The following is a 25,389-nucleotide window of genomic DNA, read 5'->3' as shown; positions in this document are numbered from 1 at the left end:
CGGCCCGGGCCTGGCGCGAGGCCGGCGGCCGGCTCGAGATCGGCGTCGTTTCCCTCGAAACCAACGCGGCCGCCCTGCAGGTCTCGGGCGAGCTCGCGCTCGACGCGATGGACCGCCCGGAAGGGCGCATCGAGGCCTCCGGCCGCGGGCTCGGGCCGATCGCCCAGGCCGCGCTCGGCGGGCGCGGCGACTTCATGGCCGACGCGATCGTCGCGGCGCTGGGCGGCGCCACGCCCGCGCCCGTGGCGCCGGGCGCGGAGGCACCCCCGCTGACCCCGCTCCCGCCGGTGCTGATCAACGACGGCCGCGTCTTCGTCGGCCCGATCCCGGTGCCGCGGGTGACGGTGCCGCCGCTGTTCTGAAGCCTCGCCGGCGGACGGGTCCGCTCAGGGCTCGGCGATGGTGAAGGGCAGGCTGATCGTGCTCGCCTCGTCCGAGGCGATGTCGCGCGTGCGGTACTCGAGGACGTAGTCGCCCGGCGTGATCCCGTCGAGCGTGAGCGTCAGCGTGAGCATGAACTCGCGATTGCGCGTGCGGCTCTCCAGCGCGAGCCGCTGGAAGTTCTCGCGCCCGCCGACGATCGCGCCGTCGGGCCGCTTGATCAGCAGGTCGACGTCGACGCCGAAGCGGAAACGTCCGTCCCCGATCTCCTCCCAGGCGTAGCCCACCGGCTCGGCGTAGACCACGAGCGGCTCGCCCGGGGCGAACACGCTCGTCTCCCGCGCCGTGTAGACGCCGTAGCCCGCGGGTGACCCGTCGACGAAGGTCGCCGTGCGGAACGCGAGCGGGACGTCCTCCCACACCGCCACGAGCGCCGCCTCGGCCCGCGCGAGGTCGTCGAGGGTGGCTGCCTTCGCCGAGGGGAGGGGGGCGAGGAGGGCGATGAGCGGGAGGAGCGCGGCGGCGGCGCGCACGGGACGACGGCGGAGGGACATCGGATGGGGCGACCTGGCTGAACGTCGCGAGCTTAGCCGTACATCACCGATATGCAAGCGCCCGCGCCGGTACTGCTGGAGACGGCCGGCCTCGCTTCCGCGTCATCGTCGGCCTGCTCCAGCCTGAGATGGGCAGTCTCGAGGGTGGCCTGCACGTCGTCGAGGACGTGCTTCACGTCCTCGGTGCGTCTCGCGCCCGATCCGGCGCGCTGCGCCTCTCCGCCGGCGATCTGCCGGCGGGGCGGCCGCGTGACGATCACGAGCGGCGCGGCATCGCCGGTCTCCGACAGAGCGGCGTGCTCGATCACGACGATCCGCGGCGCCTCGCCGCGCTCTCTCAGCCGCTCGAGGACCTGCTCGATGATGCCACCGAGATCTCCGAGCGCATCCTTGTCGGTAGGGGCTCCGTGTCCGGGTCGCTCGGCGGGGGCGCGATCCTTCGCCAGCTCTCGCTTCCGTGCCGCAGCGGCCATCTCCGCCTCCGGCAGCGTCACGACGCATACGCGTCCGCGCATCTCGCGCCGGATCAGGCCCGCGGCCTCCATCACCTCGAGCACGCGCGTGAGATTGGGCTGCTTGAGGCCGAGCCGCTGGCGCAGGTCGTCTCGCTGGATGGCGCCGCCGGCGGCGCGGACGATGGCCAGCGCCTCGGAGACGTGGGCGCGATCGAGCGTCGTCGAGGCCGAGGCCGTCTCGTGGAAGTGGACGGAGGTGAGCAGGACATCGACGAGGCCGTCGATCCGGTCGGCGAGGGCGGGCCGCTTCGCACGGATCCCGGCGGCCGTGCGGGCGCAGAGATCCTGCCAGCGAATCAGCTCGTCCACCGGGCGATTGCCCCGGACGAGACGCCAGACGAGATCCCGCAGCGCCTCGTAGACCCGCGCCGGCCCCCGCTCGGGATCACCGCGGATCTCGGCCGCGATGGGCTCCCAGGCGGATGCTGGCTCGACCGAGCCGCGGCTGACGTCGTCGATCGTCATGGTCGTTCTCATGCCCCACCGTGTCATGCCTACGTCATCAGCCGGGTAAACTCAATACATTTCATTTTGGTTCACGTCCAGTGGCATCGCGCTCGTAGGATGCGAAAATTGTCGTCTGAGCAACCGGAGCGGGCTCGGCGGCAGTGGTCGGAAAGCGCTGGACGTCGAGCACCCATCCCAGCCCGTCCTCCGAGGCGGGAAGGGCCTGCTGGACGACGAAGCTCCGCGTCCTGTGCGTCCCCACCAGCCGGACGGCATTGTTGATGTGGCCCGGCAAGGCCTTCTCGTTGCTGAGCGACGGGACGAGGACGAGATCGACGTCGAGGTTGGGCAGCGGCTCCGGCGCGTCGCAGAAGTCGCGGCAGATGGCGAAGGCGACGAGCGCCTGGTCCGTGGCCAGGACGGGGACGCAGTCGCCGCGCCGGATGTCCTCGACTGCGCCCGTCGCATCGCTGAAGGGGATGATCTTGTCGTAGCGCAGGAGCGGCCTGCCCCGCCCGTCGAGCACGTGCGCGCAGTTGGCGACGCCGTCGTCCCGCTCCTCGTGCCAGGAGCCCGCCACCACGATCTGCGGCGGGTCGTTCTCGGCGACGAGTGCGCACGCGATCCGCTCGCGCAGCTGCGGCGTCACGGACAGCTCGGGCCAGACGAGGGCGAAGCAGCCCGCGCCGCTCGCTGCGGCCACCTGCTCCCGGATCGTCCTGACCGGATGCTTCCTGCCGATCCTGCCGATGCGGAAGGGGCCGGGGCCGATGTCCTCGTAGACCGGCGTCACCAGCCGGAAGCCTTCGAACAGGGCCGCGCCCAACGTCTGGGACGGTGGCGACGTATCATCGGGCGATGCCGGTGGGGAGAGCGTGGTCTTGTGATGGAGCCGAACGGGCAGGCCGCGGATCCGCGTCGGCAGCAGGCGGTGCCACTTCAAGGCTCTCAGGACGTAGGGGTGATGCTGCGCCACCGCCACGCCGGGACGGGGGCGCACCCGCTTGACGAGAAAGCGGTCGCCGCCGTCGACAGGATCGCGAGGGACGCGGCAGAAATCCTCGTAGAGCAGCGCCGTGGAGGGAGGCCGCGTGGTGTCGAGGTGCAAGGCCTCGTCGAGGCTCCTGATCTGGAGGGACAGCGCATCGAAGACCCCCTGCGCCTCGTCCGTGAACGGCGGCCACTCCAGACGGCCGTCGTCGCGGATCTCGTCGCAGCGCTCCTGCGCGGCGGACGTCAGCGCCGCCTCGTCGACATTGCGCAGGCCGTCTCGGATTTGACGCGGAGCCCCCATCGCCAGATCGAGAAGATCGACGAGCGCACGCGCCAGCGCCGCCCGCGGCGGCTCCGCCCCGAATGCCATCCGGGCATGCGCATCCGCGAGCCGGGCCGCACGTCCCAGCCATTCGTCCTGCGGCAACTCGTCCATCGACGCCCCCACGTCCACGTCCCTCACGCTATGCCACGGCAACCTTAGCCGGGCAACGCCGTCGCACTCCCGCCAGAAGCCCGGCACGTTGCGCCGTGCGGCGTTCGGCGGCACAGTGCGCCCGGTTCGCCGCGCGAGCGGCGCTCGGATGCGCGGTCTTCGGGAGGAGGGGGCGATGGACATCGGCGTGCATGCGGCTGCCGTCGCCCTCTCCCACGACCCCTGGCTCGTGGCGCTCTCCATCCTCGTCGCGATGCAGGGCGCCTATGTCGGGCTCGCGCTGGCGGGGCGGGTGGCGGCGGCCGAGGGGGTGCGGCGGCGGGTGCTCCTGCTCGCCGCGGCGGCGACGCTGGCGGTGGGCATCTGGTCGATGCACTTCATCGGGCTCCTCGCCGCGCGCCTCCCGATGGGGGTGGACTACCTCGTCGCGCCCACGGTCTTCTCGCTCCTCGTCTGCGTGATGGTGGTGGGCGCCGGCATGCTGCTCGCGGCGACCGAGCTGCCGCTCCTCGTGCGGGTGGGCGCCGGAGGGCTCGGCATGGGGGCGGGCATCGCCTCCATGCACTACATCGGCATGGGCGCGCTCGCCGGGGCGATGACGATGAGCCACGCCGCCGGCCCGGTCGTTCTCTCCGTCGCCCTCGCCGTCGCGGCCTCGACCGCGGCGCTCTGGTTGTGCTTCGAGGCGCCTCGGCAGACGCTCTGGGCGTCCGCGATCGCGATGGGCCTCGCCGTCTCGGGCATGCACTACACCGCCATGGCCGGCATGACGCTCCACGCCGCGCCCGCGGCGGCGCCGTCGCAATTCGCATCGAGCCTCTCGCCCGACGGGCTCGCGCTGACGGTGGCGCTCGTCGCCTTCGCCGTCTCCGGAGCATTCCTCGCGACGCTCACGCCGGATCGCCGATCCGTGCGCGGCAGAAACGAGGCCGCCCCGCCGCGGCCCGCCGTTCGAGAGGCGTCGGAGGCCTCGGCGGCAGACGGCGCCACGACGGTCGGCGTCAGCGCCGTCGCGGAGCCGCCCGCCACCGTCCCGCCCCTCCCGACTGCGGCTGTGGCTGCGGACCCCGCGGAACGCGCCGAACCCGCTTCCGCCCGCGAGGGTGCGAGCCGCGCCGCCCCTCTCGGCGGCGTCGGAGGACCGCCGCGGCGGCCCGCGCGGACCCTCACGGTGGAGCGCAACGGCACCCCGCTCGCGCTCCCGGTGGGCGCGATTCGCTGCGTGCGCGCCAACGCGCACTACACCTACGTCCGTGACGGCGAGCACGAGTACTTCTGCGGGCTGTCCATCGGCGAAGCGGAGGCGGCGCTCGACCCTGCCCACTTCCTGCGCATCCACAGGAGCCATGTGGTCAATCTCGACCACGTCCTCGCCGTGCGGCGGACGGGGGACAGCGGCGTGGCGGTGCTCGACGACGGACGCAGCCTGCCCGTCGCCCGCGCCCGACTCGCCGCCTTGAAGCGGCGCTTCGAGGCCGAGGAACAGGCCCGGACGCGACCGTTGGATGCCGCGGAATAGGTCAGACGACCTGACGCAGTTCGTGCGGCCACAGCCGCATTTCGTGCACGAGCAGCGCTTTCTCGTGCAGGAGCGATTGCCGCACCCCCCTCCTCTCTGGACCCTTTCGAAAAAGACGGGCACGCGCCCGCAATGAAGGGTTGGAGCACTCGAGGAGGAGGATCCGGCGTGATACCCGCCAATTTCGCCTATCACAGCCCGACGACCGTGCAGGAGGCCGTGGCGCTCCTGGCCGAGCTCGGCGACGAGGCCCGCGCGCTCGCAGGCGGCCACAGCCTCATCCCGATGATGAAGCTGCGCCTCGCGGCGCCCGAGGCCCTCGTGGACCTCTCCCGCATCGCCTCCCTGAAAGGGGTGCGCGAGGAGGGATCGGACATCGTCATCGGCGCGATGACGACGCAGCACCAGCTCCTCCAGGACCCGATCCTGGCGGCGAAGCTGCCGCTGATCCCGGAGACGTCCGCCGTCATCGCCGACCCGCAGATCCGCTACCGCGGCACGCTCGGCGGCAACGTCGCCAACGGCGACCCCGGCAACGACATGCCGGCCGTGATGATGACGCTCGACGCGACCTACGTGCTCGCCGGCCCGAACGGCGAGCGATCGGTGAAGGCGCGGGAATTCTATCAGGGGGCGTACTTCACCGCCGCCGAGGACGGCGAGATCCTCACGGCCGTGCGCATCCCCACCCCCCCGGCCGGCACGGGCTTCGCCTACGAGAAGCTCAAGCGCAAGGTCGGCGACTACGCCACGGCCGCCGCCGCCGTGCAGCTGACGATGTCGGCGAGCACGGTGGAGACCATCGCCATCGGGCTCACGAACGTCTCCGAGACCCCTCTCTTGGCCGAGGACGCGATGGCGATCCTCGCCGGATCGCGGCTCGAGCCGGAGGTCGTCGACAGGGCGGTCGAGGCGGCGGAGGCCATCACCAACCCCGCCTCCGACGGGCGCGGTCCCGCGGAGTACCGCACCGCCATGGCCGGCGTGATGCTGCGCCGGGCGCTCGCCCGCGCCGTCACGCGCGCGCAAGGTTGAGGGGAGAGACCATGTCCAAGGTCCACATCGAGCTGACCGTGAACGGCAAGGCGCACGAGTCGCTGGTCGAGCCGCGCACGCTTCTCATCCACTACCTGCGCGAGGATCTCGGCCTCACCGGCGCGCACATCGGCTGCGAGACCGGCCATTGCGGCGCGTGCACGGTCGACATCGACGGCATGTCGGTGAAGTCCTGCACCATGTTCGCCGCTCAGGCGAACGGCGCCGACATCCTGACGATCGAGGGCGTCGCCGCCCCCGACGGCACGCTGCACGCGCTCCAGGAGGGCTTTCGCGAGATGCACGGGCTCCAGTGCGGCTATTGCACGCCCGGCATGATCGTGCGCGCGCATCGCCTGCTCCAGGAGAACCCGCGGCCGACCGAGGCGGAGATCCGTGCCGGCATCTCCGGGAACCTGTGCCGCTGCACGGGCTACCAGAACATCGTCAAGGCCATTCAGTACGCCGCCGCGAAGCTCGCGGGCGAGCCCTTCCAGGAGGCCGCGGAATGAACGACATGACCCCCACCCGCGAGGAGCGCGAAGCCAAGCTCCAGGGCATGGGCTGCAAGCGCAAGCGCGTCGAGGACGTGCGCTTCACCCAAGGCCGCGGCCAGTACGTCGACGACCTGAAGCTGCCCGGCATGCTGTTCGGCGACTTCGTGCGCTCGTCCTACGCCCACGCCCGCATCAAGAAGATCGACGCATCGAAGGCTCTGGCGCTGCCCGGCGTCAAGGCGGTGCTCACGGCGGCCGACCTCAAGCCCTTGAACCTGCACTACATGCCGACGCTGGCGGGCGACGTGCAGGCCGTGCTGGCCGACGAGAAGGTGCTGTTCCAGGGCCAGGAGGTGGCCTTCGTCGTCGCCGAGGACCGCTACGTCGCCGCCGATGCGGCCGACCTCGTCGAGATCGAGTACGAGGAGCTCACCCCCCTCGTCGACCCGTTCCAGGCGATGGCCGACGATGCGCCGCTCCTGCGCGAGGACATCAAGGACAAGACGGAGGGCGCCCACGGCCCCCGCAAGCACTACAACCACATCTTCGACTGGCAGGTCGGCGACAAGACCGGCACCGACGCGGCCTTCGAGACGGCCGACGTCACCATCAAGGAGATGCTCTCCTACCACCGCACGCACCCCTCGCCGCTCGAGACCTGCCAGTGCGTGGCCTCGATGGACAAGATCCGCGGCGAGCTGACGCTCTGGGGCACGTTCCAGGCGCCCCACGTGATCCGCACGGTGGCCTCCATGCTCGCGGGCATCCCCGAGCACAAGGTGCACGTCATCGCCCCCGACATCGGCGGCGGCTTCGGCAACAAGGTCGGGGCCTATCCGGGCTACATCTGCTCGGTGGTGGCCTCGATCGTGCTGGGCGTCCCGGTGAAGTGGGTCGAGGACCGGATGGAGAACCTCTCCACCACCTCCTTCGCCCGCGACTACCACATGACGACCGAGCTCGCCGCGACGAAGGACGGCACGATCACCGCCATGCGCGTGCACGTGCTCGCCGACCACGGCGCCTTCGATGCCTGCGCGGACCCGTCCAAGTGGCCGGCGGGCTTCATGAACATCTGCACGGGCTCCTACGACATCCCGGTCGCGCATCTCGCGGTCGACGGCGTCTACACCAACAAGGCGCCCGGCGGCGTGGCCTATCGCTGCTCGTTCCGGGTCACCGAGGCGGTCTACGCCATCGAGCGCGCGATCGAGATCCTGGCGCAGAAGCTCGGCATGGATTCCGCCGAGCTGCGGATGAAGAACTTCATCCGGGCCGAGCAATTCCCCTACCAGTCGGCGCTGGGTTGGGAATACGATTCGGGCGACTACCACACCGCCATGAGGAAGGCGCTCGACACGGTGGGCTACGACGCGCTGCGCGCCGAGCAGAAGGCGAAGCAGGAGGCCTTCCGGCGCGGCGAGACCCGCGAGATCATGGGCATCGGCATCTCGTTCTTCACCGAGATCGTCGGCGCGGGCCCGACGCGCAATTGCGACATCCTCGGCATCGGCATGTTCGATTCCGCCGAGATCCGCATCCATCCGACCGGCGGCGTGATCGCGCGGATGGGCACGAAGAGCCAGGGCCAGGGCCACGAGACGACCTACGCCCAGATCATCGCCACCGAGCTCGGCATCCCCGCCGACGACATCATGATCGAGGAGGGCAACACCGACACCGCTCCATATGGTCTCGGAACCTACGGCTCGCGCTCGACGCCCGTCGCCGGCGCGGCCACCGCGGTCGCCGCGCGCAAGATCAAGGCGAAGGCGCAGATGATCGCGGCACACATGCTCGAGGTGCACCACGACGACGTCGAGTTCGACATCGACGGCTTCCGCGTGAAGGGACTGCCCGAGAAGCGCAAGTCCATGAAGGAGATCGTCTGGGCGGCCTACAACCAGCCCCCGCCGAACATGGAGCCCGGCCTCGAGGCGGTGTCCTACTACGACCCGCCGAACATGACCTACCCGTTCGGGGCCTATCTCTGCGTGATGGACATCGACGTCGACACGGGCGTCTACAAGGTCCGGCGCTTCTATGCGCTCGACGATTGCGGTACCCGGATCAACCCGATGATCATCGAGGGCCAGGTGCACGGCGGCCTCACCGAGGCCTTCGCGGTCGCGATGGGCCAGGAGATCCGCTACGACGAGCAGGGCAACGTGATGGGCGCGTCCTTCATGGACTTCTTCCTGCCCACCGCGGTGGAGACCCCGGTCTGGGAGACGGACCACACCGTCACCCCCTCGCCGCACCACCCGATCGGCGCCAAGGGCGTGGGCGAGAGCCCGCACGTCGGCGGCGTGCCGTGCTTCTCGAACGCGGTGAACGACGCCTTCGCCTTCCTCGGCTCGACCCACATCCAGATGCCCCACGACCATTGGCGCATCTGGAAGGCGGCGCGCGCGCTGGGGGCGTGACCGGCGCAGCGGGGCGCGCGCGCCCCGCCACCTCCCCGCAGGGGAGGACGGAGGCCGAAGGCCGGAGGGTGGGGAGGGCGGCGGGCCGGCCCGATCATCCGGCAAACGGCCCCACCGCCCGCGGCGAGCCGCGGACTCCTCCCCTCCGGGGAGGAAGAAGGTCGGCGGATGTCGCGAACGGCGGATGCAGGCCGCGACGCCCCTCCTCCCCGCAGGGGAGGACGGAGGCCGAAGGCCGGAGGGTGGGGAGGGCGGCGACGCCGCTTGCCAGGACGAGCCGAACGGCCCCACCGCCCGCGCTTCGCGCGGACTCCTCCCCTGTGGGGAGGAAGAAGGTCGGCGACTGGATCAGAGGAAGAGGACCATTCCCGTGACCGCCCCCCTCGACCGCGACGCCATCGCCCAGCGCCTCGTCGCCACCGGCTACGTGCCCGATCGCGACCTCGCGGTGGCGCTCGCGCTGATGCAGCGGCTCGGGCGCCCGCTGCTGCTCGAGGGCGAGGCGGGCGTCGGCAAGACCGAGATCGCCAAGGCGCTCGCCGCGATCCACGGGACGCGCCTCATCCGGCTGCAATGCTGGGAGGGGCTCGACCGGGCGGCGGCGCTCTACGAGTGGAACTACCAGCGCCAGCTCCTCGCCATCAAGGCGCGCGAGGGTCACGACGCGAAGGCCGTCGAGGCGGAGATCTTCTCCGAAGCCTATCTCCTGGAGCGCCCGCTGCTCGCCGCGATCCGCCAGGAGACGGCGCCGGTCCTGCTCATCGACGAGATCGACCGGGCGGACGAGGAGTTCGAGGCCTTCCTGCTCGAACTCCTGTCCGACTTCCAGGTCTCGATCCCCGAGCTCGGCACCATCACCGCCACCAGCGTCCCGCACGTGATCCTCACCTCGAACGCCACCCGCGAGCTCTCGGACGCGCTGCGGCGGCGCTGCCTCTATCATTACGTCGACTACCCCGAGCCCGACCGCGAGGCGCGCATCCTCCTCGCGCGTCTTCCGGGGATCGACACGGCGCTCGCCACCCAGATCGCGCGCTTCGTCGCCAAGCTGCGCAAGGAGGATCTCGCCAAGGTGCCGGGCGTCGCGGAATCGCTCGATTTCGCCGCGAGCCTCGTGGGCCTCGGCGACCTGCGCGACGACACGGAAGCCGTCCACGACGCGCTGATGGCGCTCCTCAAGACCCGAGAGGACCGTGCGCGGCTGGCGCCCGCGGTGATCGCGCGCCTCGTGGAGGCCAGCGCGTGAACCCTGCGGCCGCCGATCCAGCGCCCGCCGTCGCCGCGGCGATCCGCGGGCGGCTCGCGGGCTTCGTGCGAAGCCTGAGGATGAACGGCATTCCGATCGGCCTCGCCGAGAGCCGCGACGCGCTCGCGATCCTCGCCGAGGCGGACCTGTCGCGCCCGGCGGCCCTGATGCCGGCCCTGCGCACGCTCTTCGCCTCGCGGCCCTCGGACTGGGAGCGCTTCCCGGAGATCTTCCGCGCCTACTGGAGCGCCCGGCGCACCGGCATGCGCGTGACCACGTCGGGCGCGTCCCGCAAGGGTGGGCTGGACATCCGCTCCTGGCCGGGGTCCGACGCCGGACCGGGGCGGGAGGGCGCGCCCGATCGCGTCACGCGCTCCGAGGACGCGGATCACGCGGCGCAGACCGGGGACGAAGCCGGCAGCCGCCGGGCCGGCGGCTCACGCATCGAGAGCCTCGCCCACACCGACTTTCGCCACCTGACCGACCCCGCCGAGATCGAGGCCGCCCACGCGCTCGCCGAGCGCCTGGCGCGGCGCATGCGCGCGCGGCTCGCGCGGCGCGAGCGGATCGCCCGGAAAGGCCCGCGGCTCGACCTCCGCCGAACCCTGGCGCGGGCCGTCGAGCGCGGCGGCGAGCCGCTCGATCTCGTGCGCCGGCGCCCGCGCAGGAAGCCCTTGAAGCTCGTCGTCCTGCTCGACGCGTCGGGCTCGATGAGCGTCTATGCCGCGACCTTCGTGCGCTTCATGCACGGCGTCCTCGCCGGCTTCGCGCGCGCCGACGCCTTCGTCTTCCACACGCGGCTGATCCAGGTCTCGCAGGCGCTGCGCGAGCGCGACGCGGTGCGCGCGGCCGAGCGCTTCGCGCTTCTGGCGCAGGGCTTCGGCGGCGGCACGAAGATCGGCGCCGCGCTCGAGACCTTCAACCGGGCCTATGCGTCGCGCACGCTCACCTCCCGCACGGCGGTGATGATCGTGTCGGACGGCTACGACACCGGCGAGCCGGAGGTGCTCTCCCGCGAGATGGCGCGCCTGCGCCGGCGCGCGCGGCGCGTGATCTGGCTCAACCCGATGCTCGGCTGGCGCGACTACGCCCCCGCCGCCCGGGGAATGCAGGCGGCGCTGCCGCACGTCGACCTCTTCGCCCCCGCCCACGATCTCGCGAGCCTCGCGGCTCTCGAGCCGGAGCTCGCCCGCCTGTGAGGGACACGATGACCGATCCCCAGGACGTCCACTCCCTCGTCGCAGCGATGCGGGCGAAGGCGGAGCCCTTCGCCGTCGCGACGGTGGTGCGCACGGTCTCGCTCACCGCGGCCAAGGCCGGGGCCAAGGCGATCATCCGCGCCGACGGCACGATCACCGGCGGCTGGATCGGCGGCGGCTGCGCCCGCGGGGCGGTGCTGCGCACGGCGCGCCAGGTCATCGCAGACGGCGAGGCGCGTCTCGTCTCCGTCCAGCCGGAGGAGCTCCTCGCCGATCTCGGCATCGCGCCCGGCGACGAGCGCGACGGCGTGCGCTTCGCCGCCAACCGCTGCCCCTCCAAGGGAACGATGGACGTCTTCGTCGAGGCGGTGCTGCCGCGCGCCCAGCTCGTGATCTGCGGTGCGACGCCGGTGGCGAAGGCTCTGTGCGACCTCGGCCGGCGGATGGGCTACGAGACCGTGGTCCACGCGCCCGCGGCCGATCTCGACGCCTTCGCCGCGCCCGACCGCGCGGTTCCCGGCTGGGGCATCGCCCCCGAGGCGGCGCAGACGCGCTTCGTCGTGGTGGCGACTCAGGGCGCGGGGGACGCGGCGGCGCTCGGGGCGGCGCTCGCGAGCGACGCGGGCTACGTCGCCTTCGTCGGCTCGCGGCTGAAGGCGGCGGCGCTGCGCGCGGAGCTGACCGGCGCGGGGCTGCCGGAGGCCGCCTTCGAGCGGCTGCACGCCCCGGCGGGGCTCGACATCGGCGCGATTACGCCCGAAGAAATAGCGCTGTCGATCCTCGCCGAGATCACCGTCCTGCGCCGGCGCGGACAGCGCGGGGCGTGAGGACGAATCCCGAGAAGACGGACACGAGGAAGGAAGACGCCATGGACATGACCGACAGCCAGCGGATCGCCGCCCCCCGGGAGACGGTCTGGGCCGCGCTCAACGATCCCGAGGTGCTCAAGCAGTGCATCCCGGGCTGCGAGACGATCGAGAAGACCTCCGACACCGAGATGACGGCGAAGGTCACGCTCAAGATCGGCCCGGTGAAGGCGACCTTCAACGGCAAGGTGACCCTCTCCGACCTCGACCCGCCCAAAGGCTACCTGATCTCCGGCGAGGGCGCCGGCGGCGCGGCCGGCCACGCCAAGGGCTCGGCCAAGGTCGACCTCGAGGCGGTCGAGGGCGAGGACGGCGCGCCGGAGACGATCCTGCACTACGCCGTGAAGGCGCAGGTCGGCGGCAAGATCGCCCAGCTCGGCGGGCGCCTGATCGACGCGACCGCGAAGAAGCTCGCCGGCGAGTTCTTCACCAAGTTCGGCGAGGTCGTCGCCCCGCCCCCGCCCGAAGAGGAGGGCGAGGCGATCTCCGGCACGAGCGGCGAGGACGCGCCGAAGAAGGGCTGGTTCTCGGGCGTGTTCGGCAAGAAGGGCAAGGAGGCGCCCGCCGCGGAGTGACTGCCGCTCCCGCCCCCTCGGGGCGGGGACGATCCGCGTCGGCGGATCAGGGGCGGGGTCCCCTGGTGGCACGTGCGTGATCTCGGCTGTCGCCGAAGCGCGCCTTCGGCGCACCCCCTCCGTCTCGTCGGCCGCGGCGCCGATCCACCTCCCCCGACGGCCCCCGACGGGGGAGGAGCGGTTTCGGCTTCCCCGCGACCGACGGACCGGCTACCTGTCCGGCCACACGACCGGAGCCTCGCACATGACCACCCCCACCCTCCTGCTCCTGAACGGCCGCGTCTTCGCCGGGCGGGCGGAGGGTGTGCACGAGGCGGTGGCGATCGCGGGGAATCGGATCGCGGCGGTCGGCACGACCCGCGAGATCGCCGCGCACGCGGGCGCCGGCACCCGCACGATCGATCTCGGCGGGCGGCTCGCGACGCCGGGGCTGATCGACGCCCACATGCACCTGCTGCCGCTCGGCCTGACCATGGTCGAGCTCGACCTCACGCCGCAGGCGGCGCCCACCCTCGACGTGCTCCTCGCCCGGGTGGCGGAGCGCGCCGCCGCCCTGCCGACGGGGGCGTGGCTGCTGGCGCGGGGCTGGGACCAGGCCCGCCTCGACGTCGGCCGCGCACCGACCCGCGACGAGCTCGACCGGGCCGCGCCCGCCAACCCCGCCTACGTCGTGCGCGCCTGTGGCCACGTCGCGATCTGCAACTCGGCGGCGCTCGCCCTCGCCGGCCTCGACGAGGCGAGCGTCGCGCCGCAGGGCGGGTTCATCGAGCGGGATACGGCCGGCCGGCTCACCGGCCTCCTCGCCGAGACCGCGCGAGACCCCGTGCGCGCGGCGATGCCCGATCCGTCGCAGGCCGAGCTGGTCGACGCCGTCGAGCGCGCCGGGCACGCCTGCCTGGCGCACGGCATCGTCGGGGTGATGGATGCGGCGGTGGGCATGCGCGCGGGGATGGCGGAGCTTTCCGCCTACGACGCGGCGCACGAAGCGGGCCGGCTGCCGGTGCGCGTCTCGCAATGCCTGCTCGGCGGCCCGGGCGGCATCGCCGAGGCGGCTTGGGAGGCCGGGTTCCGGCCCGGCCGCGGCGATGCGCGCCTGATGGCGAAGCAGGTGAAGATCTTCACCGACGGCAGCGCCGGCGGCCGCACCGCCGCGATGAGCGCGCCCTATCGCGGCATTCCGGAGACCCGCGGGCTCCTGTCGCTGACGGACGACGAGATGCGCGACCTCACCCGCCGGTACCACGAGCAGGGCTGGCAGCTCGCCGTCCACGCCATCGGCGACGCCGCGATCGAGCAGACGCTCGACGCCATCGAGGCCGCGCTGGCGGAAGCGCCCGATCCGGACCGGCGCCATCGCATCGAGCATTGCGGCTTCGCCCGCCCCGACCAGACGGCGCGAATGGTGCGGCTCGGGATCGAGCCGGTGCCGCAGCCCGTCTTCCTGCACGATTTCGGCGACCTCTACGTCGACGTCCTCGGCGAGGAGCGCGCGCTCGCATCCTACCCGACCCGCACCTGGATCGAGGCGGGCCTCCACCCCGCAGCCTCCTCGGACGCGCCGGTCTGTGCGCTCGACCCGCGGCTCTCGCTCGACGCGATGATCACGCGCCGCACCCGCACGGGACGGGTGATGGATGCGCGCGAGCGCGTCTCGCCCGAGACGGCGCTCGCCGCCTTCACCGAGCTCGGCGCCTGGGTCGAGAAGGCGGAGACGACACGTGGGCGGCTCGCGCCGGGCATGCTCGCCGACGTCGCCGTGTTCACGCACGACTTCCTCGCCGAGCCCGAGGCCGTGCGCGAGACGCGCTGCGTCCTGACGATCGTCGACGGTGCGATCGTCCACGGGGACGGGTGAGGGAGACCGTGCGCGAGGCGATCCAGATCGACGATCCCGACGACCCGCGCATCGTCGATTATCGCGCGATCCGCGAGAAGGACCTCGTCGGGCGTGCCGGCAGGTTCGTGATCGAAGGGGAGGTGGCGCTGCGCATCGCGGCGGGGCGCGGGCGCTTCCCCCTCGCCTCGGTGCTCCTGTCGGAGAAGCGCGCGGCGCTCGCAGAGACGATCCCCGCGGGCGTGCCGATCCACGTCGCGCCCCAGCCGCTGCTGGAGGCGATCGCCGGCTTCCCGATCCACCGCGGCGTGCTGGCCATCGGCCTGCGGGGGGAGGCGCCAGACGCGGGCGCCCTGCTCGCCGGCCTGCCGCCGCGCGCGCTCGTCGTGGCGCTGATCGGGCTCACGAACCACGACAACGTCGGCGGCATCTTCCGCAACGCCGCCGCCTTCGGCGCCGACGCGGTGATCCTCGACGGCGAGACCTGCGACCCGCTCTACAGGAAGGCGATCCGCGTCTCCGCGGGCGGGGCGCTGCTCGTGCCCTTCGCCCGTGCCGGCGGGCCGTCGGAGACCGTCTCGATGCTCGAGGACGCCGGATTCACGCCGCTCGCGCTGTCGCCGCGCGGGAAGGAGACGCTCGCGGTCCTCGCCCGCCCGGAGCGCACGGCGCTCGTGCTCGGCACGGAGGGCCCGGGCCTCCCCGACGCCATCCTTGCCCGCGCGCGCACGGTGCGCATCCCCATGCGCGGAGGCTTCGACAGCCTCAACGTGGCGGTGACGAGCGGAATCGCGCTCGCTGCGCTGGCGGATGCGGAGGAGGGCCCGGGCGACGGGCGTGCTCCCTGACGGGAAACAGAGAAATTTGACTCAGAGGGCCGGTATTTCGACTCACGACTCCTAGAAATTGGACTCTGCATTCAGGGCTCGGCTGCTGTTGCAGCGCGCGTCGATTGCATTTTTCCACCAGGTAAGGTCGATGCGATGCTGCCCTTCAGCCGTTCTTCCGTCAAGGGCGGAAGGATTGATACCGAATCCTTGAACGACTGAAGCCGGGCTGCCATATCGGCAACCCGGCTTCAGTCATTCTAGAGCATCCGCCGATCAGCTTGCATCGTACCCTGCGCCCTTGAAGTAGTTTGAGCACTCTTCCGGTGAGAAGAGGTCGACGGCACGGCCGATGGCGGCCCAGAGGCCGTCGACGCTGCGTTCGGCGGCCTTTCGGAGGAACGCCTTCAGCTTGGCGAAGGCGTTCTCGATCGGATTGAAGTCGGGGCTGTAGGGCGGGAGGTAGAGCAGGGTCGCGCCGGTGGCTTCGATCAGCTCGCGGACCCGCGGCCCCTTGTGGCTCAAGAGATTGTCCATGACGACGACGGCGCATTCCATGTTCGACGCGCAGCTCTACCGGCAGAAGGAGGAAATCGAGGCCTGGCGGGTGAAAGGGCCGATCGTACGCTTCGAGGCCTGGCTGCGCGAGATCGGCGTCCTGCACGAGACCGACCGCACCCGCATCGATGAGGCGATCGAGGCGGAGATCGACGGGCCCGCGCCGAGGCCGAAGGCGGGACCTTGGAGCCCGTCTCGGAGCTCGCGCGCTTCGTCACCGCCGACGAGCGCCCCACGCCGCCGCCTCCGCCCACGCACGAGCAGGCGACGCCCGTCGAGACCACCTATCGCGAGGCGGTCAAGCAGGGCATCCGCGACGCGCTCGCACGCGACCCGCGGGTCTTCCTGATGGGCTGGGTGCTGACATGGAGGCCGGGACCCTCGTCGAATGGCTGGTCGAGCCCGGCGCGGCTGTCTCCCGCGGGGACGTCGTCGCCGTGGTCGAGACGCAGAAGGGCGCGATCGAGATCGAGATCTTCGAGCCGGGCGTGTTGGCGCGCCATCTCGTCGGGGTCGGCGCGACCGTGCCCGTCGGCACGGCGCTCGCCGAGATCCGCGCTCCGGGCGAGGCTGCGGTGGAGGCGAAAACGGTTACGGAAGAGCGGGCCGACGAGCTGGGCGCGACGATTGCGCCGGCGCGGACGCCGGGACACCCGCCGGACCGGCCGCCGCCTCAGGCGCCTCCGACAGCTTCAGGATCTGTCGCGGGCCGTCCGCGCGCATCCCCGGCCGCACGGCGTCTCGCCGAGGCGCAGGGCATCGACCTCGCGGGCCTGACCGGCTCCGGGCCCGACGGCGCGATGACGCTTGCCGTAGTCGAGGCGGTCGTCGCCGCTCGTGCGGCGCTCGTCCCGCGGCATTCGGTGGGTCTCGATGTCGGCGAAATGCGCAAGGCGATCGCCAGCGCCATGGCCCGCGCAAAGCGTGAGATCCCGCACTACTACCTCGCTCACGAGGTCGACGTCGGCGCAGCGCGCGACTGGGTCGCGTTCCGGAACGCGAACCTCCCGCCCGGGGAGCGCTTCCTCCTCGGTCTCATCGTGGTGCGAGCGGTTGCCCGCGCGGTGCGGCGGTACCCCGAGTTCATTGGCTTCTTCGAGGCGGGCGGCTTTCGTCCGGCGCAGGCCGTGCATGTCGGAGTAGCGGTCTCGATCCGCGGCGGAGGGCTCATTGCCCCGGCCCTGCACGATGCCGATGTGCGACCGCTCGGCGAGTTGATGGCGGCCTTCCGCGATCTCGTCACGCGGGCGCGAGCGGCTCGCCTGCGTTCCTCCGAGATGACCGACGCGACGATCACGCTCTCGAGCCTGGGCGAGCGCGGCGTAGATGCACCGACCGGCGTGATCTACCCGCCTCAGGTCGCGCTCGTCGGCGTCGGGACTCCGCGCGAGCGCCCCTCCGTCGTCGACGGCGCCGTGGTCCCCCGACCGCTCGCGACGATCACCCTCTCTGCCGACCACCGTGCCGGGGACGGCCATCGGGGCGCATTGTTTCTCGCGGAGGTCGCCCGTCTGCTGCAGGAGGCCGATAACCTATGACGACGCCCGATCCTCGTACAGTCTTCGAGGAGGAGCTCCTCCGGATCGCCCCCGATGCCGACCTCGCCGGCGTCGACCCCGACCACGATCTGCGGGAGGCGATAGACATCGATTCAATGGATCTCCTGAACCTCGTCGCGGCGCTCCACGAGCGGCTTCATATCGACATTCCCGAGACGGACACGGCACGCCTCACGACGCTTGCAGGAGCCAATGCGTATCTGCATGCGCGGCTTGCCGAACGAGGAGCCCACGATGAATCGGCCTGACGAGCCCGTTCGGCTGGCGCGTGGCGAAAACGGTGCTTGGTTGTTGATGAAGATGAAGGGCCAGCTGAAGGGGGATTATGCGCCGGACCGTCTCAGACCGGCGTCGGCCACTTCCGAACATCAGACTCGTTCGACCGAAGCTCGCCCGTGCAAACGTGTGAAGGTCACGTTCGAACGGTACGGGCAGCTCGGTGCCTTGCACGCTGCGAAAGCGGTCGCTCGCGAGGTCGGATCGCCTCCGCCATGAGCTGGGCGTGGGCGCAGGCACAGGAGCGCGCGCCCACGAGGGGAGAACTGATCAGAGGCCGTAGGCGCTCGCTTCGAGGCGATCGTAGATCTCCGAGCGCGCCAGGGCGGCGAGCGCCTCGACATCGCTGCGGTCGACGTCTGCGAGGAGGACGTCCCATTTGTCGATCGTCGCCTTGAAGTCGGCGATAATCGCTTCCGGATCCTCGACGCCGCGCTCCTGCGCAATCGACACCAGGGCCGCCTCGTCCTGCGCCACGAACTCGGCGAAGGCCTGCTCGAGCGCCGCATCGGGCTCGTAGACGGTCATGCCCGCTGCCTTCGCCGCGGAGACGGCCGCCTCGACATCGGCGTCGAACGCGACGCGGTGCTGGGCGAGGTAATAGGCCATCTCGTCGAAGAGGACGCGCCGCTCCTCATCGGAGAGGCCTTGCCAGAAGCTCGGGTTGTAACCCCACAGGAAGCCGGCATAGTAATTGCCGATCTCCAGCATGTTCATCGAGGTGACGACGTCCTTCAGGCTGAAGCTGTCGAGGGCGTCGGCGGCCGCGACGGCGCAGTCCAGCGAGCCGGTGTCGAGCCCGGTATACATCTCGCTCGAGGGGATCGAGACGGGCACGGCGCCCACATGCTCGGCGAAGCGCGACCAGGCGCCCCCCGCCATGCGCAGGCGCTTGCCCTGCAGATCGGCGAGCGTCTCGACCTTCGTGTTGCACATCATGAAGTACTGGGACGTGGAATAGCCGCCGCCGAAGACGACGCCGTTCTCCTCCCATTCGGCCTGGATGCGCGGGTCGGTGAGGCCGAACTCGGTCGAGGCGAAGGCCATGACCATCGGATCGGTGTTGTAGAAGGCCATGTCGCCGACGAGGTTCGCGATGGGCAGCTCGGCCGGCGTGTAGGTGCCTGCGTGGTAGGTCACCTGGGCGATGCCGTCGCGCACGCCCTGGAGCGAGGAGGCCGGCGGCAGAAGCGAGCCGCCGCTGAAGACGCGCAGGTCGACGGAGCCGTCGGTGCGCTCGCGCACGCGGTCGGCGAACTCGACATAGGGGCCGCGCACCATCGAATGGCGCTCGGCGAAGAAGTGGTTGGCGTTGGCCTGGGCGAGCGCCGTCGTGCTCGTGGCGCAGGCGAGGGCGGCGGCGACGAGCGCCGCGCAATGCGTTCTGTTCATGGCGATTTTCCTCCTGTGGGGCGGTTCTTCTCGGGCCCGGTCTCACCCGCGCATCGCCTCACCCGCGCATCAAGGCGGGCAGGGCGAGGGTGAGGCCGGGCACGAGGATGAGGAGCACGAGCGTCACGAGGTCCATTGCGAGGAACCAGGTCGTCCCGCGCAGGATCTCGCCGAGGCGGACCTTTCCGGAGAGCGCCGAGTGCATGACGTAGAGGTTGAGCCCGACGGGCGGCGTCACGAGGCCGATCTCGAGCAGCTTGATGACGATGATGCCGAACCAGATCAGGTCGACGTTCGCAGCCTCCAGCACGGGCAGCAGCACGGGCAGCGTGAGCAGCATCAGGCCGATCGAGTCGATCACCATCCCGAGCACGATGAACAGCACGGCGATCATGGCGATGACGACGAGCGGCTCCGTCGAGATCGAGAGCATCGCGTCGGCGAGCTGATCGGGAACGCCCGACAGGCCCATGAAGCGCGTGAACATGATCGCGCCGATCGAGAGGAAGAAGATCGAGGCCGTCGCCACCACCGTCTGCCGCACGGCCGCGGAGAGCGCGGCGCGGGTCAGCTGCCCGCGCAGCGCCGCGATGGTGCAGGCGAGGAAGGCGCCGACCGCGCCCGCTTCCGTCGGCGTGAAGTAGCCGCCGAAGATGCCCCCCAGGACGCCCACGATGAGCAGCGGGAACGGCCAGACGGCGAGGATGAGCCGGCCGAGCTCGCCGGGGGCGACGCGATCCGCGCGGTCGGCCGGCGCGAGGCTCGGGTCGAGCACGGCGCGAACCGTGATCATCGCAATGTAGATGAGGGCGGACAGGATGCCCGGCACGATCCCCGCGATGAAGAGCTGACCGATCGACTGCTCCGTGAAGATGCCGTAGAGCACCATCAGGATCGAGGGCGGGATCAGCGATCCGAGCGTGCCCGAGGCGGTGACGACGCCGGTCGCGAGCGACGGACGGTAGCCGGCACGCAGCATCTCCGGCACGGCGATGCGTGACATCGCCGCCGTCGTCGCGATGCTCGACCCCGAGGCCGCCGCGAAGAGCCCGCAGGCGGCGACGCTCGCGGAGGCGAGCCCGCCGGGGACCCGCCGCAGCAGCAGTCGCATCAGGTCGAAGGCGCCGGCGGTGAGCCCCGTGTTGGCCGCGACGAAGCCCATCAGCAGGAACATCGGGATCGCGGTGAGCGACCAGTCGCCGATGAAGGTGAAGGGCAGCGCGCTCACGATGCCGAGCGCTGCCACGTGGTTCGTCATCACCGTGATGCCCACGATCGACACGAGCGCGAGGGCTGCGCCGATGGGGACGCGGATGGCGAGGAGGGCGAAGAGCGCGGCGATGCCGACCCAGCCCACGGCGAGCGCGCTCATCACGCGACGTCCTTCGGCGCATGCGCGTCCACGATCTCGTCGCCGCGCACGAGCAGCACGATCCGCAGGAGCGTCGCGAGGGTGGCCAGGCCGAAGCCGACGGGCAGCATCAGCCGCGCAGGCCAGACCACGACCTCGCGGGCGCCCATCACCACCTCGCCGACGCGAAAGGCGCGCATGGCGTCGAGGCCGGTGCGGTAGGTCATGACCGACAGGACGCTCGCCGTCACGAGGCAGGCGAGCGCGAGGGCGACCTTGCGAAGCGCGATGGGAAGGCGGTTGAAGACGAGATCGACGCTGATCTGCTCGTCGTTGCGCTCGACGAAGGCGAGCGGCAGCATGACGATCGCGACCATGTAATAGTAGGACGAGATCTCGATCGTGCCCTGGATCGGCTGGCCGAGGAGGTTCTTCAGCACGACGTCGAGGGTGACGTGCAGCATCATCAGGACGAGCGCCGCACCGCCGATGAGCGTCAGCGCGCGGAGCAGGCCGTCGAATGCGCGTCGCGTGAGGCTCGCCACTCCCGATCTCCCTCGTCTCGTCCCGCAAAAAGGCCGCTCGCGCCGGCTCTTCTTCGGGCTTGAGGATTTCCTCGATCGGTTCGCGGCACAAATATCCTTTGTTGATCGACTGATCACGATCGGCTATCAGCCTGCCTCCCGAGCGAGGAGCGGTGGATGAGGGCGTCGCGGATCGGCATCAGGCATCTGAGGACCTGCGTCGCCGTGGCGGATGCGGGGAGCTTCCGGCGCGCGTCGGAGGCCCTCGCCGTCGTCCAGCCTGCGATCACCAAGACGGTGAAGGACACCGAGGAGGATCTCGGCTTCGCCATCTTCGAGCGCACGACCCGCTCCGTCGTGGTGACCGAAGCCGGCGCGAGCTTCCTCGCCGACGCGCGCACGGCGGTCGCTCTCTTCGAGCGGACGGTGCGCGCCGCGCGTCGCAACGAGAGCGGAACGCGCGGGCACGTCATCGTCGGCTATTCGGCGCTCGCGACCTCGAGCGCGCTGACGCGTGCGCTCGAGCGCTTCCAGCGCGCCTGCCCCGACGTGCAGGTGGAGATGCACGTGCTCTCCACCGACACGATGACGCGCCGACTCGCCGATGGCACGATCGATGTCGGCTTCCTGCTCGACCATGCCTCCGTGGCGCGGGGAGACCTGACGATCGAGCCGCTCTGGCACGATCCGCTCGCCCTCGTCGCGCCGCGGGCGGCGCTGCCCGAGTCGGTGCGCGTCGACGAGCTCGCGGACCAAGCCTTCGTGATGGGGCTGCGGGAGAATTGGCGGAGCTACCGGCTCCTCCTCGACGAGGCGCTCGCGCCGCACGGCCTGCGGCCACGGGTCGTCGACGAGGTCTGGGACGTCCAGGTGATGTTCCAGCGCGTCGCGGACGGCAAGGGCGTGACGATCTATCCCGCCTCGATCGCCGAGAGCCTGCCGGCGCAGCTCTCGACGATCCCGATTCGCGATCTCGAGGCGCGCGCGACGATCGGCATGGCCTATCACGAGGCGGCCGACACGGGGCTGCTGCGCCGGTTCCGGAGCTATTTCACCGAGGGGCGCTGATCAAAGATCGCGATCGATCGATCTCTTCTTTCGATTGGAAATGCGGCGGCGAATGGTCGGACAAACCCGAGGAACGCTCGCCGCACGGGGGAGCGACCTGCCGGGAAGCGCTCTCTTGACCGCCGAAACCGATCCGTTTCTTCTCGAGGGGGAGGGCACCGCGATCCTCCTGATCCACGGGTTCACGGGGACGCCGCAGGGCGTGCGGCCCGTGGGCGAGCGTCTGCATCACCTGACCGGCGCGACCGTCCATGCGCCTCTGCTGGCCGGGCACGGCGGGGTGCCCGAGGATCTGCGCAGCTGCAGCTACCGGGACTGGGTCGCTTCCGCGGAAGGAGCGCTCGAGGGGCTTGCGGCGCGCCATGGGCCGGTGCTGGTCGTCGGCCTGTCGATGGGCGGCACGATCGCTCTCAACCTGTGCGCGCGACGTGGCGATCTCGTTCTCGGGGTGGCGGCGATCAACGCCTCCACGGGCGTCTACAAGCCCACCGTCGCGGCTCAGCTCCTCGACGCCGACCCGAGCGGCGACGTGCCGGGGATCGGCTCGGACATCAAGCGCGCGGGCGTGCGGGAGATCGCCTATGCGCGCATCCCCGTCCCGGCCTTGCAGAACCGCTACGTTCTGGCCTGTGCCACCGGCCACATGCTCCCGCTGATCACGCGCCCGGTCCTCGTGCTGCAATCGCGGGAGGATCACGTGGTCTCGCCCGAGAACGCGCTGCGGATCGTCGGCAGCGTGGCGGCGTCGCGCGTGCGCCTCGCTTGGCTCGAGAATTCCTACCATGTCGCCACGCTCGACCACGATCGCGACCGCGTCGCCGACGAGATCGCGGCCTTTCGGCACGAGTGCCTGGCTGCCTCGGAAACGGGGGCGCTCGTCGGCTGAGCCGGCGCGGCGCGCGTGCGAACGCGCGAAGTAAGCGCTTGCAACGCGCGGCTCCCTCGCCGATGCTACGCCCCGCCGGCCCGCTCGGGAGGCCGCGGCGACGACATGCGATGAGCCGACCAACCTTCACAGGCAGCTTCACCCAGCAGGAACCGATCCCCGACGAGGCGATCGAGGCCGCGGTGGCGGTGCTGCGGAGCGGGCGCCTCCACCGCTACAACACGCGTCCCGGCGAGGCCGGGGAGGCTGCCGCGCTGGAGCGGGACTACGCCGCCTGGCAAGGCGCGCGCTTCTGCCTCGCCCTCGCGTCCGGCGGGCAGGCGATGCAGATCGCGCTCCGCGCAGCCGGCGTGCGCCCCGGCGAGCGCGTCCTGACCAACGCCTTCACCCTCGCCCCCGTCCCCGGCGCGATCGCCGGGATCGGCGCCGAGCCGGTCCTCGTCGAGATCACCGAGGACCTCGTGATCAATCTCGACGATCTCGCGGCGAAGGCGCACGCGAGCGGCGCGCGCTGGCTGCTGCTGTCGCACATGCGCGGGCACCTGTGCGACATGGACCGCCTCGTGGCGCTCGCCGCCGAGCTCGGCATCGGTATCATCGAGGATTGTGCGCACACGATGGGCGCGCGCTGGAACGGCCGCAAGTCCGGCACTTTCGGCCTCGCCGGCTGCTTCTCGACGCAGACCTACAAGCATCTCAACGCAGGGGAGGGCGGCCTGCTCACGAGCGACGACGCCGCCTTCATGGCGCGCGCGACGATGCTCTCGGGCAGCTACATGCTCTACGATCGCCACGGCGCGGGCCCCCCGCCCGAGGCCTACGCAGACATCCGGCTCGACACGCCGAACATGTCGGCGCGCATGGACAACCTGCGTGCGGCGATCCTGCGTCCCCAGCTTGCCCGGATCGACGACGCGATCGCCCGCTGGAACGCCCGTCACGACCGTGTCGCGACGCATCTCGCCGACGCTCCGCACATACGCCTGCCGGTGCGCCCGCCGCAGGAGGCGTATGTCGGCTCCTCGATCCAGTTTCTCGTGCCCGGTATCGGCGCGGATGCGGCACGCGCCGTCCTCGCGCGGTGCGCGGCGCAGGGGGTCGAGCTCAAATGGTTCGGCGCGCCCGAGCCTGTCGGCTTCACCTCGGCGCATCGCAGCTGGCGATACGTGCCCGCGCAGACGCTGCCGCGGACGGACCGCATCCTGTCGGGCCTCTTCGACATGCGGCTGCCGCTGACCTTCTCGCTCGAGGATTGCGACCTCATCGCCGGCCACATCCGCGATGCCGTCGCCGCTCTCGCGGCCTAGGCGGCGGCACCCGGGCCGGGCGAGCCCTGGTCGGCGGGCCTGCGCCAGCTGCTGCGACGCACGACGAGGCGCGTCTCGAGCCGGATCGGCGAGACGGGGCGCTCCTCCTTGATCGCTGCGATGAGCTCCGCCGCAGCGCGACGGCCCATCTCCTCGGCGGGAATGCGGACCGTGGTGAGCGGCGGGTCCATCTCCGCCGAGATCGGGAGATCGTCGACGCCGGTGATGGCGACGTCGTCGGGCACGGCCAAGCCGGCATTGCGCGCCGCCGCCAGGGCGCCGAGCGCGATGACGTCGTTGCCGCACACGATGGCGTCCGGGGCTTCGTCGAGGAGGGCGCGCGCGGCCTCCTTGGCGCGCCGGATCGAGTAGCGGGTCTGCGCGATCGCGACCGGCGCGAGCCCGTGATCGGCGAGGCGCGCCACGGTCCCGTCGAGGCGCGCGCGGGCGCGGTCGTTGCCCGCGAGCACGCCGGCGAGGATCGCGACGCGGCGCCGGCCGCTGGCGACGAGGTGATCGACCACGGGCGCCATCGCGGCGGCGTTGTCGAAGCCGACATTGGCGAGCCGCGCGCCCTCGTCGTAGGCCCAGGCGCAGGCGCAACGCAGGCCCGACGCGTCCAGCATCGCGAGGCTCTCCGCTCCGCGATCGTTGCCCACGAGCAGCAGCCCGTCGACGCCGCGCTCGACCATCTGCCGGATGAGAAAGCCCTCCTGAACGGGATCGTAGTTCGAGACGGCGATGAAGAGCGCGTGGCCGCGGCGGCGCGCCTCGTCCTCGAAGGCGTTCACGCCAGCGGCGAAGATCGCGTTCGTCAGCGTGGGTATGATGGCGCCCAGCGTGCGCGAGCGGCGCGTCGCGAGCGAGCGCGCCGCCTCGTGGGGCATGTAGGCCAGCTCCCGGATCGCGGCCTCGACCTTCTCCCGCGACGAGGGGCTGACGAGGGGCGATCCGTTCAGCACGCGGCTGACGGTGGCCGTCGAGACGCCGGCACGGCGCGCGACGTCGATCTGCGTCGCTCCGCCGAGGCGCGGAGGCTCTGCGGTTTTTGGGTTGCTCTCGGTCATTGTATGCGTATACACTCGAATGAAAGCGCAAACAAAGGCGCAGACTGAAGC

The 25,389-nt window shown here is 71.3% G+C and carries 24 protein-coding genes and 1 pseudogene; 17 read left to right on the top strand and 8 right to left on the bottom strand.

Annotated features, from left to right (window positions below):
• Window positions 1-362, top strand: a 362-nt coding sequence (locus ACTZWW_RS10410) for a DUF2125 domain-containing protein (protein ID WP_444780883.1), incomplete at its 5' end; no start/stop codon positions are given.
• Window positions 363-386: 24 nt separating this feature from the next.
• Here ACTZWW_RS10410 and ACTZWW_RS10405 read toward each other — a convergent pair.
• The 3 genes from ACTZWW_RS10405 to ACTZWW_RS10395 form a co-directional block, all read right to left on the bottom strand.
• Window positions 387-935 carry a hypothetical protein gene (locus tag ACTZWW_RS10405; RefSeq protein WP_444780882.1) on the bottom strand — a complete coding sequence of 183 codons (549 nt, stop codon included), beginning with the start codon at window positions 933-935 and terminating at the stop codon, window positions 387-389.
• A 32-nt stretch (window positions 936-967) separates the two neighbouring features.
• Window positions 968-1,915 carry a helix-turn-helix transcriptional regulator gene (locus ACTZWW_RS10400; protein ID WP_444780881.1) on the bottom strand — a complete coding sequence of 316 codons (948 nt, stop codon included), beginning with the start codon at window positions 1,913-1,915 and terminating at the stop codon, window positions 968-970.
• Window positions 1,916-1,976: 61 nt separating this feature from the next.
• Complete coding sequence (locus ACTZWW_RS10395) at window positions 1,977-3,440, bottom strand: hypothetical protein (RefSeq protein ID WP_444780880.1); 1,464 nt, start codon at window positions 3,438-3,440, stop codon at window positions 1,977-1,979.
• A gap of 61 nt (window positions 3,441-3,501) precedes the next feature.
• On the opposite strand from ACTZWW_RS10395, the gene ACTZWW_RS10390 reads away from it, so the two are divergent.
• The 10 genes from ACTZWW_RS10390 to ACTZWW_RS10345 all read left to right on the top strand — a co-directional run bounded on the left by ACTZWW_RS10390 (window position 3,502) and on the right by ACTZWW_RS10345 (window position 15,371).
• The gene (locus ACTZWW_RS10390; RefSeq protein ID WP_444780879.1) at window positions 3,502-4,845 is read left to right on the top strand and encodes an MHYT domain-containing protein; all 1,344 of its coding nucleotides are present in this window, start codon (window positions 3,502-3,504) and stop codon (window positions 4,843-4,845) included.
• A gap of 168 nt (window positions 4,846-5,013) precedes the next feature.
• Window positions 5,014-5,880, top strand: coding sequence for an FAD binding domain-containing protein (locus tag ACTZWW_RS10385; protein ID WP_444780878.1), 867 nt, complete (start codon window positions 5,014-5,016; stop codon window positions 5,878-5,880).
• 11 nt (window positions 5,881-5,891) lie between these two features.
• Window positions 5,892-6,392, top strand: a complete 501-nt coding sequence (locus ACTZWW_RS10380) for a (2Fe-2S)-binding protein (RefSeq protein WP_444780877.1) — start codon at window positions 5,892-5,894, stop codon at window positions 6,390-6,392.
• Window positions 6,389-8,803, top strand: coding sequence for an aerobic carbon-monoxide dehydrogenase large subunit (locus tag ACTZWW_RS10375; RefSeq protein WP_444780876.1), 2,415 nt, complete (start codon window positions 6,389-6,391; stop codon window positions 8,801-8,803). Before ACTZWW_RS10380 ends, ACTZWW_RS10375 begins: the two co-directional genes overlap by 4 nt.
• Window positions 8,804-9,167: 364 nt before the next feature.
• On the top strand, window positions 9,168-10,049 hold the full coding sequence (locus ACTZWW_RS10370; protein WP_444780886.1) for an AAA family ATPase: 882 nt from the start codon (window positions 9,168-9,170) through the stop codon (window positions 10,047-10,049).
• Complete coding sequence (locus ACTZWW_RS10365) at window positions 10,046-11,248, top strand: vWA domain-containing protein (protein ID WP_444780875.1); 1,203 nt, start codon at window positions 10,046-10,048, stop codon at window positions 11,246-11,248. The genes ACTZWW_RS10370 and ACTZWW_RS10365 overlap by 4 nt, the downstream gene beginning before the upstream one ends.
• A gap of 8 nt (window positions 11,249-11,256) precedes the next feature.
• Window positions 11,257-12,075 (top strand): XdhC family protein, encoded by an 819-nt coding sequence (locus ACTZWW_RS10360; RefSeq protein ID WP_444780874.1) that lies wholly within the window; start codon window positions 11,257-11,259, stop codon window positions 12,073-12,075.
• A 41-nt stretch (window positions 12,076-12,116) separates the two neighbouring features.
• On the top strand, window positions 12,117-12,689 hold the full coding sequence (locus ACTZWW_RS10355; RefSeq protein ID WP_444780885.1) for an SRPBCC family protein: 573 nt from the start codon (window positions 12,117-12,119) through the stop codon (window positions 12,687-12,689).
• A 244-nt stretch (window positions 12,690-12,933) separates the two neighbouring features.
• Window positions 12,934-14,544: an amidohydrolase gene (locus tag ACTZWW_RS10350; RefSeq protein WP_444780873.1), complete on the top strand. Its 1,611-nt coding sequence runs from the start codon at window positions 12,934-12,936 to the stop codon at window positions 14,542-14,544.
• An 8-nt stretch (window positions 14,545-14,552) separates the two neighbouring features.
• Window positions 14,553-15,371 carry a TrmH family RNA methyltransferase gene (locus ACTZWW_RS10345; RefSeq protein WP_444780872.1) on the top strand — a complete coding sequence of 273 codons (819 nt, stop codon included), beginning with the start codon at window positions 14,553-14,555 and terminating at the stop codon, window positions 15,369-15,371.
• A 255-nt stretch (window positions 15,372-15,626) separates the two neighbouring features.
• On the opposite strand, the pseudogene ACTZWW_RS10340 reads toward ACTZWW_RS10345, so the two are convergent.
• Window positions 15,627-15,896 (bottom strand): annotated as a pseudogene (locus tag ACTZWW_RS10340) (transposase); the annotation flags it as partial.
• On the opposite strand from ACTZWW_RS10340, the gene ACTZWW_RS10335 reads away from it, so the two are divergent.
• Genes ACTZWW_RS10335 through ACTZWW_RS10325 form a run of 3 tightly spaced genes read left to right on the top strand, consistent with a single transcriptional unit; the run spans window position 15,886 to window position 17,715 of the window.
• Entirely contained in the window at window positions 15,886-16,257 is a 372-nt protein-coding gene (locus ACTZWW_RS10335) for a thiamine pyrophosphate-dependent enzyme (protein WP_444780871.1), read from the top strand. The pseudogene ACTZWW_RS10340 and the gene ACTZWW_RS10335 overlap by 11 nt on opposite strands.
• Window positions 16,258-16,273: 16 nt before the next feature.
• Window positions 16,274-17,446 carry a dihydrolipoamide acetyltransferase family protein gene (locus ACTZWW_RS10330; protein ID WP_444780870.1) on the top strand — a complete coding sequence of 391 codons (1,173 nt, stop codon included), beginning with the start codon at window positions 16,274-16,276 and terminating at the stop codon, window positions 17,444-17,446.
• Window positions 17,443-17,715 (top strand): acyl carrier protein, encoded by a 273-nt coding sequence (locus tag ACTZWW_RS10325; RefSeq protein ID WP_444780869.1) that lies wholly within the window; start codon window positions 17,443-17,445, stop codon window positions 17,713-17,715. Before ACTZWW_RS10330 ends, ACTZWW_RS10325 begins: the two co-directional genes overlap by 4 nt.
• 298 nt (window positions 17,716-18,013) lie before the next feature.
• Here the strand turns inward: ACTZWW_RS10325 and ACTZWW_RS10320 are convergent, their stop codons facing one another.
• Genes ACTZWW_RS10320 through ACTZWW_RS10310 form a run of 3 tightly spaced genes read right to left on the bottom strand, consistent with a single transcriptional unit; the run spans window position 18,014 to window position 21,031 of the window.
• Entirely contained in the window at window positions 18,014-19,135 is a 1,122-nt protein-coding gene (locus ACTZWW_RS10320; protein ID WP_444780868.1) for a C4-dicarboxylate TRAP transporter substrate-binding protein, read from the bottom strand.
• Window positions 19,136-19,193: 58 nt separating this feature from the next.
• On the bottom strand, window positions 19,194-20,507 hold the full coding sequence (locus tag ACTZWW_RS10315; protein ID WP_444780867.1) for a TRAP transporter large permease: 1,314 nt from the start codon (window positions 20,505-20,507) through the stop codon (window positions 19,194-19,196).
• Window positions 20,507-21,031 (bottom strand): TRAP transporter small permease subunit, encoded by a 525-nt coding sequence (locus ACTZWW_RS10310; RefSeq protein WP_444780866.1) that lies wholly within the window; start codon window positions 21,029-21,031, stop codon window positions 20,507-20,509. The genes ACTZWW_RS10315 and ACTZWW_RS10310 overlap by 1 nt, the downstream gene beginning before the upstream one ends.
• A gap of 156 nt (window positions 21,032-21,187) precedes the next feature.
• On the opposite strand from ACTZWW_RS10310, the gene ACTZWW_RS10305 reads away from it, so the two are divergent.
• The 3 genes from ACTZWW_RS10305 (at window position 21,188) to ACTZWW_RS10295 (ending at window position 24,271) form a co-directional block, all read left to right on the top strand.
• Entirely contained in the window at window positions 21,188-22,078 is an 891-nt protein-coding gene (locus tag ACTZWW_RS10305) for a LysR family transcriptional regulator (protein ID WP_444780865.1), read from the top strand.
• A gap of 115 nt (window positions 22,079-22,193) precedes the next feature.
• Window positions 22,194-22,964: an alpha/beta hydrolase gene (locus ACTZWW_RS10300; RefSeq protein WP_444780864.1), complete on the top strand. Its 771-nt coding sequence runs from the start codon at window positions 22,194-22,196 to the stop codon at window positions 22,962-22,964.
• A 110-nt stretch (window positions 22,965-23,074) separates the two neighbouring features.
• Window positions 23,075-24,271, top strand: coding sequence for a DegT/DnrJ/EryC1/StrS family aminotransferase (locus ACTZWW_RS10295; protein ID WP_444780863.1), 1,197 nt, complete (start codon window positions 23,075-23,077; stop codon window positions 24,269-24,271).
• Here the strand turns inward: ACTZWW_RS10295 and ACTZWW_RS10290 are convergent.
• The gene (locus ACTZWW_RS10290; RefSeq protein ID WP_444780862.1) at window positions 24,268-25,338 is read right to left on the bottom strand and encodes a LacI family DNA-binding transcriptional regulator; all 1,071 of its coding nucleotides are present in this window, start codon (window positions 25,336-25,338) and stop codon (window positions 24,268-24,270) included. The genes ACTZWW_RS10295 and ACTZWW_RS10290 overlap by 4 nt on opposite strands.
• Between the last annotated feature and the right edge of the window lie 51 nt (window positions 25,339-25,389).

It is taken from the genome of Salinarimonas sp. NSM (assembly GCF_052380005.1).
In the GTDB taxonomy this organism is placed as follows: Bacteria; Pseudomonadota; Alphaproteobacteria; order Rhizobiales; family Beijerinckiaceae; genus Salinarimonas.
The sequence above is the reverse complement of the archived record's forward strand: the minus strand, read 5'-3'. Positions and strand labels throughout refer to the sequence as shown.